The organism is Acidaminobacter sp. QWL-03 (assembly GCF_058683855.1).
The window spans coordinates 1,541,444-1,558,076 of the sequence record NZ_CM178752.1; the positions used below are offsets into that span (position 1 = coordinate 1,541,444).

General features: G+C 49.5%; 17 protein-coding genes and 1 pseudogene. 1 reads left to right on the forward strand and 17 read right to left on the reverse strand.

Annotated elements, in window-relative coordinates; translation table 11 throughout:
* Positions 1-13 precede the first annotated feature (13 nt).
* The 17 genes and pseudogenes from AC4PHM_RS07040 to AC4PHM_RS07120 form a co-directional block, all read right to left on the reverse strand.
* Positions 14-304: pseudogene (locus AC4PHM_RS07040) on the reverse strand (glutaredoxin domain-containing protein); the annotation flags it as partial.
* 55 nt (positions 305-359) lie between these two features.
* Positions 360-1,004, reverse strand: a complete 645-nt coding sequence (locus tag AC4PHM_RS07045) for a V-type ATP synthase subunit D (protein ID WP_492020191.1) — start codon at positions 1,002-1,004, stop codon at positions 360-362.
* Positions 1,001-2,416, reverse strand: a complete 1,416-nt coding sequence (locus AC4PHM_RS07050) for a V-type ATP synthase subunit B (protein ID WP_492020192.1) — start codon at positions 2,414-2,416, stop codon at positions 1,001-1,003. Before AC4PHM_RS07050 ends, AC4PHM_RS07045 begins: the two co-directional genes overlap by 4 nt.
* Entirely contained in the window at positions 2,409-4,181 is a 1,773-nt protein-coding gene (locus AC4PHM_RS07055) for a V-type ATP synthase subunit A (RefSeq protein ID WP_492020193.1), read from the reverse strand. The genes AC4PHM_RS07050 and AC4PHM_RS07055 overlap by 8 nt, the downstream gene beginning before the upstream one ends.
* Positions 4,182-4,222: 41 nt before the next feature.
* Positions 4,223-4,531, reverse strand: a complete 309-nt coding sequence (locus tag AC4PHM_RS07060; protein WP_492020194.1) for a V-type ATP synthase subunit F — start codon at positions 4,529-4,531, stop codon at positions 4,223-4,225.
* Positions 4,524-5,525 (reverse strand): V-type ATPase subunit, encoded by a 1,002-nt coding sequence (locus tag AC4PHM_RS07065; protein WP_492020195.1) that lies wholly within the window; start codon positions 5,523-5,525, stop codon positions 4,524-4,526. The genes AC4PHM_RS07060 and AC4PHM_RS07065 overlap by 8 nt, the downstream gene beginning before the upstream one ends.
* A gap of 3 nt (positions 5,526-5,528) precedes the next feature.
* On the reverse strand, positions 5,529-6,128 hold the full coding sequence (locus AC4PHM_RS07070) for a V-type ATP synthase subunit E (protein ID WP_492020196.1): 600 nt from the start codon (positions 6,126-6,128) through the stop codon (positions 5,529-5,531).
* 13 nt (positions 6,129-6,141) lie between these two features.
* A complete protein-coding gene (locus tag AC4PHM_RS07075; protein WP_492020479.1) occupies positions 6,142-6,630 on the reverse strand; it encodes a V-type ATP synthase subunit K in 489 nt (162 codons plus the stop codon).
* Between the two features lie 22 nt (positions 6,631-6,652).
* Positions 6,653-8,575, reverse strand: a complete 1,923-nt coding sequence (locus AC4PHM_RS07080) for a V-type ATP synthase subunit I (RefSeq protein WP_492020197.1) — start codon at positions 8,573-8,575, stop codon at positions 6,653-6,655.
* Positions 8,576-8,887, reverse strand: coding sequence for a hypothetical protein (locus AC4PHM_RS07085; RefSeq protein WP_492020198.1), 312 nt, complete (start codon positions 8,885-8,887; stop codon positions 8,576-8,578).
* An 89-nt stretch (positions 8,888-8,976) separates the two neighbouring features.
* Positions 8,977-10,839, reverse strand: coding sequence for an aldehyde ferredoxin oxidoreductase family protein (locus AC4PHM_RS07090; RefSeq protein ID WP_492020199.1), 1,863 nt, complete (start codon positions 10,837-10,839; stop codon positions 8,977-8,979).
* Positions 10,840-10,851: 12 nt separating this feature from the next.
* The gene (locus AC4PHM_RS07095; protein WP_492020200.1) at positions 10,852-11,265 is read right to left on the reverse strand and encodes a 4Fe-4S dicluster domain-containing protein; all 414 of its coding nucleotides are present in this window, start codon (positions 11,263-11,265) and stop codon (positions 10,852-10,854) included.
* Positions 11,266-11,377: 112 nt separating this feature from the next.
* Entirely contained in the window at positions 11,378-11,608 is a 231-nt protein-coding gene (locus AC4PHM_RS07100) for a MoaD/ThiS family protein (protein ID WP_492020480.1), read from the reverse strand.
* Positions 11,609-11,991: 383 nt separating this feature from the next.
* Complete coding sequence (locus tag AC4PHM_RS07105; protein ID WP_492020201.1) at positions 11,992-12,504, reverse strand: SOUL family heme-binding protein; 513 nt, start codon at positions 12,502-12,504, stop codon at positions 11,992-11,994.
* Between the two features lie 63 nt (positions 12,505-12,567).
* Complete coding sequence (locus AC4PHM_RS07110; RefSeq protein WP_492020202.1) at positions 12,568-14,004, reverse strand: peptidoglycan D,D-transpeptidase FtsI family protein; 1,437 nt, start codon at positions 14,002-14,004, stop codon at positions 12,568-12,570.
* Positions 13,982-15,265, reverse strand: a complete 1,284-nt coding sequence (locus tag AC4PHM_RS07115) for an FtsW/RodA/SpoVE family cell cycle protein (RefSeq protein ID WP_492020203.1) — start codon at positions 15,263-15,265, stop codon at positions 13,982-13,984. The genes AC4PHM_RS07110 and AC4PHM_RS07115 overlap by 23 nt, the downstream gene beginning before the upstream one ends.
* 5 nt (positions 15,266-15,270) lie before the next feature.
* On the reverse strand, positions 15,271-15,717 hold the full coding sequence (locus AC4PHM_RS07120) for an FHA domain-containing protein (protein ID WP_492020205.1): 447 nt from the start codon (positions 15,715-15,717) through the stop codon (positions 15,271-15,273).
* A 305-nt stretch (positions 15,718-16,022) separates the two neighbouring features.
* Between AC4PHM_RS07120 and AC4PHM_RS07125 the strand changes: the two genes are divergently transcribed.
* Positions 16,023-16,562 carry a GNAT family N-acetyltransferase gene (locus AC4PHM_RS07125; RefSeq protein WP_492020206.1) on the forward strand — a complete coding sequence of 180 codons (540 nt, stop codon included), beginning with the start codon at positions 16,023-16,025 and terminating at the stop codon, positions 16,560-16,562.
* Positions 16,563-16,633 lie beyond the last annotated feature (71 nt).

Here is a 16,633-nt window from a genome sequence, read left to right on the forward strand (position 1 = left end):
GCCCACGCTTGAATCAAGTCTCAACAAAAAACTGAGTTTGACAGCTTTGACACGTTATCTTGAGCTTTCCCTTATTCTTTGGAACTCTGATTTTTATTCCGCAGTTTGGGCAGCGCTGGATTTGAAAGTCCACCAGCGCTTCGATTTTTTGGGTATCCAGCCCTATCACTACATCTTCACCAATTTTGAATGCCGGAACGCCTCTAAGACCAAGCGCCCTGAATTCAGACTGGGCTGCCGGATCCTCATTGACATCTTTTTCAGTATAGGGATACCCCTTCTTCGAAAGAAACTCTTTCGCTGTTTTGCAATGAGGTCATGTTTTCGTTGTGTAAACGATTATGTTTTTCATTTGAGATCTACGCCTCCTCTTTTTCAACCAATCTGCTTTTGACCTTCATCAGTCTGATATTGCTGCTGCGTTCATTCTCGTCCAGTTTCATCTTAATGTAGCGGATGGTCTCGTTAAGCTGCGGGATCGTCGTATATTCAAGCGCATTCACACGTCGTCGCGTCTTTTCGATTTCATCTGCCATCAATTGACAGGACTTTTCAATTTCAGCGAGATGAATCAGTCTTGGCAACAATACATTAAACATAGCTGCTGTGTGCTCGACAGCCGGAGAAGGCATTCTGCTGGATCCGGTTCCTTTTTTTGGATTTTGGGAGCCGGACGTCAGCACCTTGTAAACTGGCAGCTTGACACTCATAATATTATGCAGCTTCAAATCCACTGCGGGAATTTTCTCAGGCAGCATTAAAGCACCTTCGACAAAGGTCGATGACAATTCGCCTCTGGCTGCCGCCATGGATTTATATACCCTGGAAAGTTCCATTTCAACCTGCTGTCTGACCTCGTGATTTTCACGAATCATTTCTATAAAATGCCGCATCAGCTCATCCTGCTTGTCCTTCAGGAGCTTGTGTCCTCGAACAGCGGTAATTCTTCGGCGCTTGAGGTTCGTCAGCTCCATTCTGGTGGGATTCACATTGAGTCGCGTCATGAGGATTCACCGCTCTCAGTCTCTGAGGCGTCCAGATCCCGAGCCTGAGGATAATACTCATCAAGATAGGCATCTCTGATCCGTTTCAACTCATGACGAGGCAGCATCTTCAGAAGCGTCCATCCAATTTCGAGTGTTTCTGTGATGGCCCGGTTGACAGTGTAACCTTGTGAGACATAATTTTTCTCAAAAGCATCCGCAAACCGCGCGAACTGCTGATCCAATTCTGACAGCGCAGATTCTCCGAGAATTTGAGCCAGTTCTTTAGCCTGACGTCCACGGGCGTAGGCTGAAAACAACTGGTTCATTGTATCCGCATGATCTTCCCTGGTTTTCCCTTTTCCAATTCCCTTGTCCTTCAATCTCGACAGGGACGGCAGTACGTTGATCGGCGGTATGATGTTTTTTCTATGCAGCTCACGGCTTAAAATGATCTGCCCCTCTGTAATATAGCCCGTCAGATCGGGAATGGGATGCGTAATGTCATCCTCAGGCATACTGAGGATAGGAATTTGTGTGATAGAACCGGTTCTGCCCTTGATCCGGCCTGCGCGCTCATAGAGATTCGCGAGGTCAGTATAAAGATAGCCGGGATAGCCTCTGCGGCCCGGTATTTCTTTTCGCGCCGCGGAGACTTCTCTGAGCGCTTCACAGTAATTCGTCATATCCGTTAGGATGACGAGCACATGCATATCCTTCTCGTAGGCTAAAAATTCCGCCGCTGTCAGCGCCATCCTTGGTGTCGAAATCCGCTCCACAGCGGGCTCATCCGCAAGGTTCATAAACAGAACGGCACGATCAATGGCACCGGTTTTTGTAAAGTCATCCAAAAAGAACTGCGCCTCTTCAAATGTAATGCCGATGGCTGCGAATACCACCGCAAATTTGGAGTCGGAGCCAAGCACCTTGGACTGTCTGGCAATTTGAGCTGCGAGCTGAGCGTGGGGCAAGCCCGATCCCGAAAAAACCGGCAGTTTCTGGCCCCTGACCAGGGTATTCAGACCATCTATGGCGGAGATGCCGGTTTGGATAAATTCAGAAGGGTAATCACGGGCCACCGGATTAATGGGAAGGCCATTGATGTCCGCGTACCTTTCCGCGATGAGCTTTGGACCCCCGTCTTTGATTCTGCCAATCCCGTCAAATACTCTTCCCAGCATTTCTTCAGACAGGCCAAGCTCCAACGGTTTTCCAAGAAAACGCGCACTCGTCTGCTTCAGATTGATCCCCGCTGAGCTTTCAAACAACTGAATAACCGCTTTGTCCCCGCTGATTTCGAGCACTTTTCCCCTTCGAATGCTGCCGGTCTGAGTTTCGATTTCGACGAGTTCATCATATTTAACGCCTTCAACGCCGTCGACCACCATCAGAGGCCCAACGATCTCACGAACGGTATGATAAGCTTTAATCACTTGCCTCACCACCTTTCAAGGTGACGTTGTCCATTTCAGATATCATCTGTGCCTCGATTGATTCAAATTCTTCCAGCTGTGATTCATTGAGATATTTGGATCTCGAAATCCGCTCTCTGACGCCAAGCTTCAGAATCGACTTAAGGGTTGCGCCTTCATTTAGAGCCCGGTTCGCCTGCTTCGCGAAATTCAGAACCAGGGACAGCATCTTGAACTGCTTCTGAAGGGACGCATAGGAGTCGATCTCGTGAAAAGCGTTCTGCTGCAGAAAATCCTCGCGCAGCGATCTCGCCGCTTCCATTTTCAACTGATCCGGCTCAGACAGCGCGTCATAGCCTACCAGCCTGACGATCTCCATGAGCTCTGCTTCCTCTTGCAGTAAAGCCATCGCTTCTTTGCGAAGGTGAATGAATTCAGGATGAATATTCGCCTCAGTCCATGCGCTGGTTTTTTCCAGGTACAGCGAATAAGAAGTCAGCCAGTTGATTGCAGGAAAGTGCCTGCTGTAGGCGAGCTGCGCATCCAGCCCCCAAAAAACCTTGACCATGCGAAGCGTCGCTTGTGTCACAGGCTCAGACAAGTCGCCGCCCGGCGGCGATACCGCGCCAATTGCGGTCAGAGATGCCTGTCTTTGGTCCGAGCCAAGACAAACGACTTTGCCCGCCCGTTCGTAAAAGTCCGCGAGTCTTGAGCCCAAATAGGCCGGATAGCCCTCTTCCCCTGGCATTTCTTCGAGGCGTCCGGACATTTCCCGCAGAGCTTCAGCCCACCTGGAAGTCGAATCCGCCATCAGCGCCACAGTATAGCCCATATCCCTGAAATATTCCGCAATCGCCATGCCCGTGTACATTGAAGCTTCACGTGCCGCCACCGGCATGTTTGAGGTGTTCGCGATCAATACCGTTCTGAGCATCAGCGACTCACCCGTCCGCGGATCCTTCAGCTCAGGCAGTTCATTCAGCACGTCCGTCATTTCATTGCCGCGCTCGCCGCAGCCTACATAGACGACAATGTCCACATCCGCCCACTTCGCGAGCTGATGCTGCACCACCGTTTTTCCGCTTCCAAATGGTCCCGGAACACAGGCAGTGCCACCTTTGGCAACCGTAAAAAAGGTGTCGATGACGCGCTGGCCGGTAATCATTGGTTCACTGGGACTTAGCTTGTTCGCGAAAGGCCGCCCTATTCTGACCGGCCATTTCTGCATCATTTGAATCTCTCTGTCTCCAGCCTCTGTTGTTATTGTGCCGATGGTTTCCTCAACCGTAAACTCGCCCGAGCTCAGGCTCTTCAGTTCCCCCTGCACACCCGGCGGCACCATGATTTTATGGGTCACCAAGGCGGATTCAGCGACCTCGCCCAAAACGTCCCCGCTTTGAACCCGTTCCCCCGGACTTTTGGACGCGACAAAACTCCAGCGCCTGCTTCGGTCCAGCGCCGGCGCTTCAACGCCGCGTTCGATAAAATCCCCGCTTTGCGACTGGATTCTCGTCAGAGGCCTCTGAATCCCGTCGTAAATGGATGAGATCAAACCTGGCCCAAGCTCAACGCTCAGAGCTTCGCCTGTCGTTTCAACAGGTTCTCCCGGACCCAGACCTGTCGTCTCCTCATAGACCTGGATCGACGCTTTATCGCCCCTCATTTCAATAATTTCACCTATCAGCCGCTTATCGCCAACGCGGACCAAATCTGACAGACTGGCGTTCGCCATATTTTCCGCTACGACCAGAGGGCCTGAAATTTTTAGGATTCGACCTGTTTCCAATTCTATCAACCTGCCTTTCAGTCAGAACAGGAGCCGTATACTCACAATAAGTTAACGCCGACCGCTTTTTCCATATTATCTTTAATGCGCTGAAGTCCTAATTGCTGACTGCCCTTTTCACCCGGAATTAAGATGACGGCGGGGATCGGTTTGCTTTGACCCGCTTCCAGCAAGTCCTCAAGGTCGACGGCGAAATTCTCCGTCACAAACACAACTGCGTAGCTTCCGTCAGACATGTTCGTCAAGGCGCGACGCGCTTCCTCGCGTCCTTTGGGGTATACACCCTGAATCCCGGCGGTTTTGAAAGTCAGAACGGTATTATAATCTCCAATGACGCCCAGTTTAAGCATCCGGCATCCTCAACCTTTCCATTATTTCGTCCGCGGAAGAACCAACCTGAAAGCCCAGTAAAATCATTCTCAGATTTCGAATTTCCGCTTCTTTGTTCAGCAGGTATGAAAAAAGCGGTTCTGGTCCAAAGCTGATTCGACTGGCTGCCTGAAGCTTGGCCAGTGTCAGCCTTTCACTCTGATCTGCGAGGCAGGTGGAGAGATCACCATCGGCTAAAGCATTCGAACACACCTTAAGGAGGCCACCAAAGTCCGTATGTGCCAATTTTTTGATCAGACTTTCAACGGGCTCACGGTACATGCGGTGAAGCCACGCCTTGTCCAGTCTGCCTCCCGGCACAAACCTTTCATCCATGTCAGTTTCCGGATCTCCGCGTTTCTGGCCGCCCAGCAGCACCGTCAGATGGTACAGGTCAATCTTCTGAAGGACCCAGTCTTTGATGAAGTCACTGTTGTAGATCTCGACTTCCGACAGCATATGACTCAGATGAGACCTGGTAATAATCCAATCCAGCTCAAGTGGGTCCCGGTTCCGCTCAAACTGCCTTAAAGCTTCGGCTGCGGTCAGACTCAGCTGCTCGGGCCAGTCCCGCAGCGCACCGCGCTCCAAATCCCTCTGCAGTGCGGACGGCGGCAGGTTGCCTGCCTGAGCGCAAAGATCGGTGCGCGCCTCTCCGCCCAGTTTCGATTTAATGAGGACCATCAGATTGTGATAGTCATATTTCAATCCGAGGAGTGAGGTGATCTGTGGCTCAGGTGATATTGATTTTACCAGTTCATACTCTGACGCCAGAATCAGGTTAAGCGTCTTCTCGGGATCGCCGCCTTGGTCTATAGCCGAAAGCAAAGGGGAATAATTTCTGTCCTGGAGCCAGCGCACCCATTCCTTTTCTGAGTTCAGACCAATCAACTGCTCATAATTCGACTTGTCCAGCAATCGCTTTTCGAGCACACGAATCCTCGCGACTGCTTGCGCAAACTCAAGCCTGTCCATATCTCACACACCCTTAAAAAGCAACTGTGCCAGTTGAGGTTCAACAGACTCACGCACTTCGGACACGAGCGCCGGGTAGGTGCAGTCATAAACCACCCCGCCCTGAATCAGCTGAAATCCATTCGCAAGCTGCCGCTGCTGCTGTTCAAGCTTAAGTGTCACACCTTCTTTTTGGTAGACCTCGAGAATACGCTCTAAATAATCTTTTGGAAGCTGTCTGGCAGTTTGATCGTTTAAGGCGATCACCACAGCGCCGCTTTTGATGACAGCTTGAAACCGGCGAAGCAAAAACTCATACAGCGCCTCGCCCTCTAAAGCATCCATCATCCCAATTATGCGAGTATACACAGTTTCGAGCGCTTCCCGTTTCGCCGTCAGCACTTCATCCCTGGCAGCCAGAGCCGCCCTTGAAATCTTTCGATCGCGGATCCCCTTCACTTCGATTTCCAGTTGGCTCATAAGTTGTCTTTTCCTATCTTCAGCTTCGATTTCCGCCGACTCCAGAATACTTGAGGCTTCCGTTTGAGCAGCCTCAATGGTTTTCGCAGCCTGGTCTTCGGCTTCCGCTTCAATTCTTTGAATCAGACGTTCCAGGCCGTTCATAGTCAAGCCTCCCTTATAGTGTGATGCCGGTAATCATGATGATGGAGGTGACCAGCGCAATAACGGCGTAAGTTTCGACCATAGCTGCGAAAAGAACTGCCTTGAACATATGCTCAGGTTTTTTAGCCAGGATCGCAACCCCCGCTGCCGCGGTTTTTCCTTGAGAAATCGCGGAGCCCCAGCCGGCAATGGCTATTGGAAGCGCTGCCATGAAAATGTAGAAACCGGATTGAAGCGACACCATCATTGTCTCCCCGCCCAAAATGCCAATTTTATTTAAAATAATCAGGGAGGTGACAAAACCGTAGAACCCTTGTGTGCCTGGAATAACCTGCAGGATCAGGGACTGGCCAAACTTCTCAGGCTCTTCCGTAATCAGACCGGAAGCCGCCTGTCCAACCAATCCGACCCCTTTCGCCGAGCCTATCCCCGGCAGGGCAGTCGCCACTGCCGCACCAAGAAGTGACAGTACCAGACCGCCGTAATTTGAAAAGAACTCCATGAATTCCACTCAATCCACCCTCCTATTTAACAAACTGGCAATATTTCGACTCTGTTGCAAAAGGCGCGAACGCACGGCCGCCACCGGTGTAAAATTTTCCAAAAAATTCAAGGTACTGCAGTCGCACGGCATGGACATAGGCGCCCAGAATATTGATGAGCAGATTGAACGTGTGTCCGCCTAAAAAAATCAGAACTGCAAATACAAAGGTCAATGGACCAAAACCAATCAGTCTGACCATCAGATTGAAGGCTGAACCTATCAATCCTGTTGCAAGACCAAGCGCCAATAGACGGGAATACGACAAGACGTCGCCGAGGTATCCCGTGATCCCGTACAATCCAAAAAGTCCACTTGCAAGTCTTGGCACTATCCCTTTTTTGTCCCTGCCCTGAGTCAGCACCAGACCTGCGGCGCCAAGGACTGCAATAATTTTGCCGATAGTCTCAGTTCCCAGCAACATCATTATTATCCCAGAAAGCGTCAAGATCCAAAGTCCAGAGTCGTAAACCGCATCCAACATTTTGCCGGTCCGAATCAGGTTCCAAGCCTTTATGCCCAACCCTACATAAATGTGGATCACACCCATCCCAATGGCGACATACAACACAGACATTGGATTCGATGACGGATCCAGCCAAACCGGCGTGACTTGAGCGGAGAATAAATCGCCAAAATAACTGCCGTAGAGTACGCCAAAAAACGCAGTCGACAATCCCAGCCATAAAAACAGTTTCGCGAATTTGCGCTGCTTAAGATCAAGATTCAATGCTTTCAGCGCCCATAAAGCGAGACTGCTCATCACAATCCCATAAGCCGCGTCCGAGAGCATCATCCCGAAAAAAACAAGCATAAACGGCGCATAGACCGGGGTGGGGTCCGTTTCAAAGTAAGACGGCAGACTGTACATAGCGGTTACCGGCTCGAACGCTTCTGCAAAGGCGTTGTTCTTTAACAGAACCGGTACGTGCTCCTGCTCATTTGGATCCCGACTTGTCAAGGCCGCTGCGCCGCCGCAAGTGTCCATGACAATCTTTTCAAACTCGGATAAAAGCGGTTCGGGCACCCAGCCTTCCAGCAAAAATGCCGACCGGGTCGAACCCAGCAGCGCAGTGGCATCACACTTCTTAATTTCTGATGTGATCATGTCAGAGGTTGCTCTGAGCTCTTCCAGGCTGCTTACATGCTGCTCGATTTGTGCAGCCAGATTGCTTCGCAGCTGATCCAGCTGAATCAATGTCTCGCGGATCTGCTGTATTTTTTGCGCAGGCGCTGTTTCGAATTCAAGCTGGACTTTGCTGAATCTGAGGGTTTGCAGGAATGTCTGAAGCGCCTCTGTGTCTTTGGCGTGGGTCAGGATAAGTATAAGGATACCCTCTTTTTCAACACCCAGTTTTTCGAAATAGGCATCCGGAAGTGCTTTTGCCATAAAAGACTCAAGCATTTCCAACTGATCCTTATGCAGCATGCCTAGCTCCGCAGCTGTGTGATGAAATGAACTCATCATTTCGCCTGAAAATCCAATTCCTTTTACGGGCTGCAGCGCAGAAACTTCCGCCTCAAGTGTCACCTTCCGGGACTGAAGTTTTCTGTCCTCATCCTCCCATTTCTTAATTGTGTTATAGAGCGGGATCCACCATTTATCCCGACAACGCTCATAATACTCGGATTGATTTAGTAAGGGGCGCCCTTCCTTGAGTGCGCGCAGTTTTCCTTTTGCGGCTTCATATGGCTCCAAATGCTGCATGCAAAACCTTATTTGTCGTAGGGATTCCTCATAGCCATGTTTCAGCGCGGATGGAACGAGGGGTTGAAGAGATTCAAGCACTTGAGTTTCAAGCTTCGTGACTTCGATGCCGGAAAACTGCTGAAGCGCTGACATCAAGGCTTGAAGCTCAGACTGAAGTGCAGCGACTGTCACCTTTTTCATTGGAACTATAGCCATCTATCTCACGATCCTTTCAGCTGCCCACTTTGCAGCTGCTTCGACGCGATCCTGAAGCGTCCTTCGAATCTCCTCCGACTGGTGACGCGCGGCTTCAAGAATAGGTCCGGATTGGCGCTCTGCCTCCTCTTCAGCTTTATGACATGCGTCAGTCCGAACCTTGGCATATTGGACTGAAACGTCTTTGACCATAGCTTCTGCCTTCAGCTTTGCGACTCTCAGTATAGCCTCAGCTTCGGTCCTCGCTTCGGCAAGCCGACCATCTGCAAGGGCTTCTGCAGCTTTAACGCGCTCCAAAACTTCTTGGATCATCTGGTATTCACCTCCGGTGAATCAATTCGGAAAGTCGGTTAGAAACCGGGTGTCTGACACCCAGTTTTCCATTTCCAGCTTTCGACCGTCTAAGGCTTCAGCTTTTTATAAACGTCTTCCATCCCCAGTTTTTCAAAGGTTTCTTTGGTAGGCACAGCTTTCTCGCGATCGTAGCCGCAGGCTTCATAATAACGATCCAGAGCGGTCTCCATATCCACCACGCGCCCGGCAGGAGGACCGGACTGCGCCGGTTCATGCATGAAGCGCTTTGGAAGCCTGTCATCCGAACGTCTGAATCCGCGTTTGTAGTTGAGGGCGCGTTCCAGGGCTATGACACGCTCTGCTTTTCTCAGGAGTTCCAGCTTGTCGGTTTCAATACCTGTGACCGCAGAATAGAGGGCCGCCAGAGTCGTTGGGTGCATCTCCGTGTTGATGACATTGAAATCGCAAATGCCAATCAAATTTGTCACCACGAAGTATTCTTTAATTGCCTTGAGCCAGACTTTGGATTCGTTGTCGTCAAATGGATTCTTAGGTTCGTTGATGTCAAGGTCTGGAAATAGGTAGCCAAAACCGTCTATGGTGGCGGCGTATGGCCTCATATGGCACGCGCCGCGTTCTGAGGTTCCAAAGGCAATGCTCATGGACGAGGAACCCCTTGGATCCGTCGCTGAAATTTCCATGCCCTTGACTGTCATGGCGAATTTCTCTGCTTCTTGGCCTATGCGCTTGGCGGCGTGCCAGGAACCATCGGCAAACAAATCACCGCTGACGCCTTCTCTGAGACCCATGCGCCTCACCAGTTCGGCCATAGCTTCGCCATTTCCAAACTTAAGCTCCAGCCCATCCGTCTCCTTAAGTCCAATAAGTCCCTCTTCGAAGAGCTCCATGGCGGCTGAAACCGTTGCCCCCGCTGAGATGGTGTCAATGCCATAAAGAGTCGCATAATAATTGGCCATAGCAATAGAAGGATAATCGCTGACCCCGCAACGCGGACCAAAGGCGGCTATAGTTTCATACTCGAGCTCGCCCACTTCGACATTGCCCATAGTCACATACTTATGGCAACCCAGCTGGCAAGCGTAGCACGCTCTTCGCTGTACAGTGAACCGCCCGGTATCATTCCATAGATTATGCGGCATCAGCGGGTCCATATCTTCAAAGACATTGGAGCGGAAATTACGGGTTGGCATCAGGCCATACTCGTTGACACCGCCGAGCCAGGCAGGCGTGCCATAGCCATGAACCGGTCCCCAGGTATAGACTTCAGAGCGCAGCTCTTGAATCGCCGTTTTGTTGAACTCGAGAAACGCGTCCTTATCTGCGACCTCCACGGAGCCTGTCCCCCGGACAGCGACCGCCTTCAGGCGCTTGTGGCCCATGATCGCTCCAGCGCCGCCGCGACCGGCAAAGCAGTCGTCACTGAAAATGCAGGCCAGCTTCGACATCATTTCTCCTGCTTGGCCTATACAGCTGATCTTAAACGCCTCGCCAATCTCTTCTTTGAGTTTTTCAGTCGTCTGTCTCGTATCGAGTCCCCAGAGGTGGTCCGCTGAGTGAAGCTCCACCTTGTCATTGTCTATGACTAAATAGACAGGCGTTTTGGATTGACCGGTGAACACAATACTGTCATAGCCCGCGAACTTAAGTTCCGCCCCAAAATGGCTGCCCATGTTCGCCGCGCCTATAGTGTTGGTCAGCGGTGACATAAAGACAACAGAAGTTCTGGAGGCCGATGGTGTCGGTGTCCCAGTGAGTGGCCCAGTGTTAAAACTGAGTATATTCTCAGGGCTGAAGGCGTCTGCCCCATGAGGCATTTCATCCCACAGCAGCGCGATTCCGTAACCTTCCCCACCCAGATATTGCTTTAAGTAGTCCTGATTTAAAGATTCTTTAGTTATGTTTTTTGACGCCAAATCCACGCGCAGAACACAATCTTTATAGCCTTTCACGCTCTCCACCTCCTACCAGCTCAGTGCCTGACGCGGACAAATTGAAACGCATTCGGGAATACCACCGCAAAGATCGCATTTAAACGCCCGAACCTCGCCCGTAACTTGCGTCATGTGGATGGCATGGATTGGGCAGGCTTCGACACAAGCTTCACAGCCGGTGCAGCTGTCCAGGATCGCAACGGCACCTGTAAAGCCGTCTCGCTGAATGGCTTCAACCGGGCAAACAGAGGCGCACGGCATATCGATACACTGCTGACAGACGGTTTGGGTAAACTTTCCAGGCTCTTTGCTTTCCTTAATCTTTACACCAGTCGATTTGGGATTGACGGCGCCGAAGTGCTTCAGTGAGCAAATGGCTTCACAGGCACGGCATCCCTGACATGCCCTTGCGTTTGACAATACTTTCACGACACCTGGAATCACGTTGTCACGACCTCCTTCTGTGGTCCTCGAGTTGAGGCGTTACGGTTTTCTAAAGACTCATTTTGGCGGCAAATGGCAGGCAAAGGCCCACACGACTCAGCCGCAAGCAGGATTATCCACCTCCGCCGAGCGGCATAACCAGAACCTCATCCCCCTCTTTCAGCAGGGTTCGTTTATCCCTGATCTTTCCGTCGATGACGACGGCAATCCAGCTTTGGCTGACAGGTAAAGTAAGCAAGGTCAAAAGATCCTGAACCGTACCTGCAGCTTTGAGTTCAACAATTTTTTCTTTGTAACCCAGACTGGCGGCAATATATCCTGAGAATCTGACATGAATGAGAATTCATTCCACCCCCTCTGTTTGATTAAATTCGGGCTTTCCAGTTTTCCCCCAAAAAAACAGCAAAGTCCACCCCCCGATCCGGCAACTACCGCCAACGAGAATGGACTCCTTTGCTATGGGCAGGCGGAAGAATTCCTTCTTCCACCCATTGGTCCGCAGAACCTTACGAGCTCTATAATGTCTAAAACTAATTCAGGATCTTTGACCGAGAAGCTATTCGGTTTTAGTGTTTATAGCGCACGTGACTCAGGCCCCGCAAACTCGGAGCACTCAAACTCAGTTCAACCCAATGATACCCTAATTATCTCACAAATAACAATCACTCTAACTTCTTGACTGCATTGTTTTCGGTGGCTTCACGAGGCCATTCAAGCCACTTCAATTTACTCTGCAGCCACCTGATACATGATTTCATTTCGTCTCATTATCGCAGGTGTAAATGGCGGATTATATCTCGCTATAGTCAATTCAGAGAGGATCTTCCACCCATGAAGGCGGATCCAATCCTCAAGCTGCATTTGACGCGCCTTGAATCTCTCTTCACTCCAACCTCCAGAAAACCTGATCACCGCGAAAGTACCACCAACGCGCTCCTTGACGCTCACATTTGGGTCCTTGGGCTTTGGCAGTGTGTCCAGCGTGTACTCCGACGGCATTACAAAAGCCGTAGTGAAGTAGTCATCTCCCTGACGGTTGATGACGGGCGAAGTCATAGAAATTTTTTGCTCTGTCTGATTTTGGCCACTAATGTAATTGAAAATTTCCTGAAATCCGGAATTCAGGTCACCACTTCGACGTCTGACAACTTCCGCAACGATCAGAGACGGATATTTTCTTAGCTCCAATGGGCCTTCTGAAAGAATCACCTCGTACTCCGGCTGTTCAATCCATGACATTTGAAATCACACTCCCCAATTCTCGAGCTGCAGTGGGCATGGTGCGTTTACAAAATATGTTAATTACTCAGACTCTGACAGCTTCAGCCAGGCGGACATAACTTTTGCCGCCACTGGTGCCGCGGCTCGGCCACCGCCTTCTCCGCGATATTCCAGCAGGACTGCCACGGCAATTTGGGGATCCTCAGCAGGTGCGAAGCCAATAAACCATGCATGGTCCTTGCTGTCGCTCTCTGTACTTTTTTCGTTTTGAGCAGTGCCGGTTTTACCGGCCACCTGAACACCGGAAATCTGAGCCCGTGTTCCGGTGCCTTCCTCAACGACGCTGACCATCATAGATTTAATTTCGGCGGCCGTCTCAGGACTGACCATATCATAGAGGATCTTCGCATCTGTCGTTCTCAAAAGGTTTCCTTCTTCTTTTTCTACTGACTTGACCAAATAGGGATGCATAATAGTGCCATTGTTCGCTATACCGGCGGCCAACATGGCCATTTGGAGAGGAGACACCAACAGTTTGCCTTGACCTATTCCAGTCGCAGCCAGTTCAGTTTTGCCCATGCTGTTATCGCCAATCCGGCTGTCTGTACGCGGCAAGTCAAAATCAAAAGACTTTGTGATCCCAGCGTCTTGTGCCTTTGCAATTAAGGTCGAGGCACCTATCTTCTGAGACAGTTCAGCGAAATAGACATTGCTTGAAACGGTCATAGCCTTGTGAAGATCGACATCACCGTGGGCTTTTTCACCTGCGTTGGAGAACGTCATCCCGTTAATGACTGTAGTCCCCAGATCCTCGGTCGTATAATCCGCTTTACCAGCTTCAATTGCCGCCGCTGCTGTAATGACCTTAAAGATGGAGCCCGGCGGATAAAGTCCCATGGTTGCTCTGGGCAGCAATGGGCTGCTTTCGCTTTCAATGAGCGACCCCCAATTTTCTTCCAGATTTGAGGCATTGGGATTAAAATCCGGGGTAGAGACCATGGCCAAAATTTCTCCCGTTTTGGGATCCAGCGCTACAACCGCACCATGACGGTCTCCAAGCTGTTCTCTTGCGACGACTTGAAGCGCATGACTTATAGTCAGGCGCAAATCATAACCTTTTGGCGTCTCTTCAGACAGCATTTTTTGAATTTGTTGAAAAAACTCCAGATTCGATTTACCTATCAGCTCACTGTTATACTTCGCTTCCAGCAAAGTTTTCCCATACACACCAGAATTGTAGCCAATGATATGCGCATACAGCCTTTTTTGGGGATAATTTCTGATCTTTGAAGTTTCTGAGGGCAGGGTTTCTGCAAGGACTTCACCGCTTCTGTCAATAATCCTGCCTCGAAGAACTTCCTCTTCCTCTGCAATCAGGCGTTTATTAAAGGCATTTCCCATGATGTCATTTTTGCCTCTGAGTTCAAACCAAGTCAAAGACGTGATTAACAGTCCAAAGAGCACACCTGCCAAAACCAAGCTGTGCAGGATTCGGCTATTGATTGTATCCAGTTTCAAGTTGAGCCGCCTCCTTGCGTAGTATTTGGCCGGATAACGCCTGCAGCAGTCCCAAGGTCGCAAAGCTCGAGACCATGGATGACCCTCCATAACTCAAGAATGGCAGCGTGATGCCAGTCAGCGGAATCAGCTTTATGACGCCGCCTATTATAATAAAAGTCTGATAGCCTATAGTCATAGTCAGTCCAAAAGCGACTGCCTTCATGTATCTGTCTTCGATCCTGAGGGCAAGTTTCATGCCCCTGTACAAGAGGATAAAAAACAGCATAATGACGGCGATCCCGCCCAGTATACCCAGCTCTTCGCAGATGGCTGCGAATATAAAATCTGTTCTGACCGCAGGTATGAATTTGGGATATCCCATACCTAAGCCACTACCAAAAAAGCCACCCGATCCAATGGCAAAAAGTGACTGTGTAATCTGATAGCCCGTTCCGCCTGTATCAATCCATGGATTAAGCCAGGTATCAACACGAACTTCAATATGGCTGACTGTTTTAAAAGCGATAAATCCGAGCACTGAAACAAGCCCTAAATTATAAACCGTGAAGAGCATATCGCGTTCAAAAACATAAATAAAGGTCATATAAACGCCAAAGATCAGCATGGCAGTTCCAAACTCCCGTTGAATCGCGAAGAAGCCCATCAGGATGTAGACGAGACCCATCATGACTAATTTGGGATCAATCTCACGTCCGGACCATTTTAGTCTGAGGCGCTCAGGTGTTGTTACGCAGGCCGCCATGAAAAAGACAAAGACGATTTTGCCGAGTTCTGAAGGTTGAAATGTATAGCCGCCAAGCTTCAGCCAGTTTCTCGCTCCATTGATCTCCGTGCCAAAGATCAGGGTAATCGCGAACAAAGCTATCAACAGACCATAGTGGAAGAAGACAGACCTGAAGCGTCCATGTAGCGTTGCATACAGGACGTAAACTAAGAGATAAACTAACACACCAATAAGAATCCAGTTGAACTGTTTGACGCCATTGACCGGCGACAGCCGATACTGCATGGCTTGACCAAGGCTTATCAACATGGCCACAATGGTCCAAAGGTAAGGATCTCCAAGACGGTTGAAACGAATAATCCAACCGACAAAATAGATAAGAAGCAACAGTGAGGCACCCATAATCAAAGGGATAAAATCTATGGGGCTTCCCATCAGCGCAAGCTGACCGAATAGAACCAGAATGGTCAGCGCAACCAGATGAAGTGGACCCCAGAAGTGCGTATATAGAGATGTTCCGGTTTTCGCCTTCATCCCCATCACCTTCCGCCTTCAGAAAAGACGAGATCTATCCTGCCCAGTGAGACTTTGTCTCCGTCTTTAAGTTCGACGCGTCTGTCCAGTGTTTTGCCGTTGAGCAGCGTCCCATTGGCGGACTCTAGATCCTCAACGAAAAATTTGTCCCCGACTTTGTCTATGCGTACATGCTCTGATGATACATATGGGTCAGGCAGAATAATCAGGCATTTTTTGGATCGACCGATTAGGGACTCCGGTCTTAAAATTGGATAAATCTCAGCAATGGATTGCGCGCCCTTTGTACCCAGGGGTGTCATGAGCTTCAGATGAGGCAGCAGAGCCGCAACCGAGTCTCGTCCCATCAACATGCGGATGTCTGTGTAAATGAGCTGAACGATTTTATAGATAAAGACGTATATGATCACAACCAGGACATATTTTGCTGCCATTGAGATTAATTCGACCATATCAGCACCTCACTTTCACTAATTTCTCCCAAGTCGTGCCGGTCGAATACCAAGCAGACTTATTCTGCCTTCATTATATCCTATTCCTCGAAAACAGGAGTGAAGAATTTGCAACAGAAATTCTACATTCCCGAAATTTCTCTTTACTCGTTCAGGTGTATTTTGGTATAACTCAAAATGTTATTTCTCTATTAAATAATATAGTTCATATTGTTTAAATTACATGCGGTTATTTGGCCTAATTTGCATAATATTTATCACTAGTGTATAATGTATTTAATTGCATTAAAAGGAGTGTGAAATTTATGCTGGAAGAAATCAGAAAGTTACCCCAAAAAGTCGTCGAAAACCTGGATGGTAACATAGGCAATCTTAAAGTTTATTTAGTTCAGGATTATGACCTTCAATTTCTGAAGCGCATGGTGACCTTTGGTCTTGGCATATTTGGAGATTTGGGCATGGACGAGTGGGGGCTGGTGCCTCAGGTCCGTCACGGCAACGTTTTCGTCCTTAAAGAGGAAGACAAAAAACGCTTGATTGGCATTGCGATTCTCATGAGAGATTGGGAAAATACAAATATGTGCTACCTCTTCGATTATGCCATTGCCGAGGATTTTCAAGGACAGGGGCTCGGCTATCATTTCCTGGTCTCAATATGCAAAAACCTTTACGAGCAGGATTTCAAATCTATGAGTTTAACTGTTGACGTCGAAAATCAGCCTGCCATCAAACTCTATAAAGACAAGATGGGCTTTGAAATTGTTGAGCACCGCAAAGACGAATACGGGAAGGGCCATGACCGCTACATCATGAAGCTTGATCTGAGTAAGTTTAGGAAGCTGTAATTTACGAAGAAAACCTCGCCGCATCGCCCTTGTCCCCAAGGGCGATGCGGCGAGGTTTTCTCCGTTTTGAA

Coding starts and splice junctions, on each gene's coding strand:
- AC4PHM_RS07045 (WP_492020191.1), bottom strand. CDS start 1,004: ATGACGCGACTCAATGTGAATCCCACCAGAATGGAGCTGACGAACCTC.
- AC4PHM_RS07060 (WP_492020194.1), bottom strand. CDS start 4,531: ATGCTTAAACTGGGCGTCATTGGAGATTATAATACCGTTCTGACTTTC.
- AC4PHM_RS07065 (WP_492020195.1), bottom strand. CDS start 5,525: ATGGACAGGCTTGAGTTTGCGCAAGCAGTCGCGAGGATTCGTGTGCTC.
- AC4PHM_RS07070 (WP_492020196.1), bottom strand. CDS start 6,128: ATGAACGGCCTGGAACGTCTGATTCAAAGAATTGAAGCGGAAGCCGAA.
- AC4PHM_RS07075 (WP_492020479.1), bottom strand. CDS start 6,630: ATGGAGTTCTTTTCAAATTACGGCGGTCTGGTACTGTCACTTCTTGGT.
- AC4PHM_RS07080 (WP_492020197.1), bottom strand. CDS start 8,575: ATGGCTATAGTTCCAATGAAAAAGGTGACAGTCGCTGCACTTCAGTCT.
- AC4PHM_RS07085 (WP_492020198.1), bottom strand. CDS start 8,887: ATGATCCAAGAAGTTTTGGAGCGCGTTAAAGCTGCAGAAGCCCTTGCA.
- AC4PHM_RS07105 (WP_492020201.1), bottom strand. CDS start 12,504: ATGTCATGGATTGAACAGCCGGAGTACGAGGTGATTCTTTCAGAAGGC.
- AC4PHM_RS07115 (WP_492020203.1), bottom strand. CDS start 15,265: ATGAAGGCGAAAACCGGAACATCTCTATATACGCACTTCTGGGGTCCA.
- AC4PHM_RS07120 (WP_492020205.1), bottom strand. CDS start 15,717: ATGGTCGAATTAATCTCAATGGCAGCAAAATATGTCCTGGTTGTGATC.
- AC4PHM_RS07125 (WP_492020206.1), top strand. CDS start 16,023: ATGCTGGAAGAAATCAGAAAGTTACCCCAAAAAGTCGTCGAAAACCTG.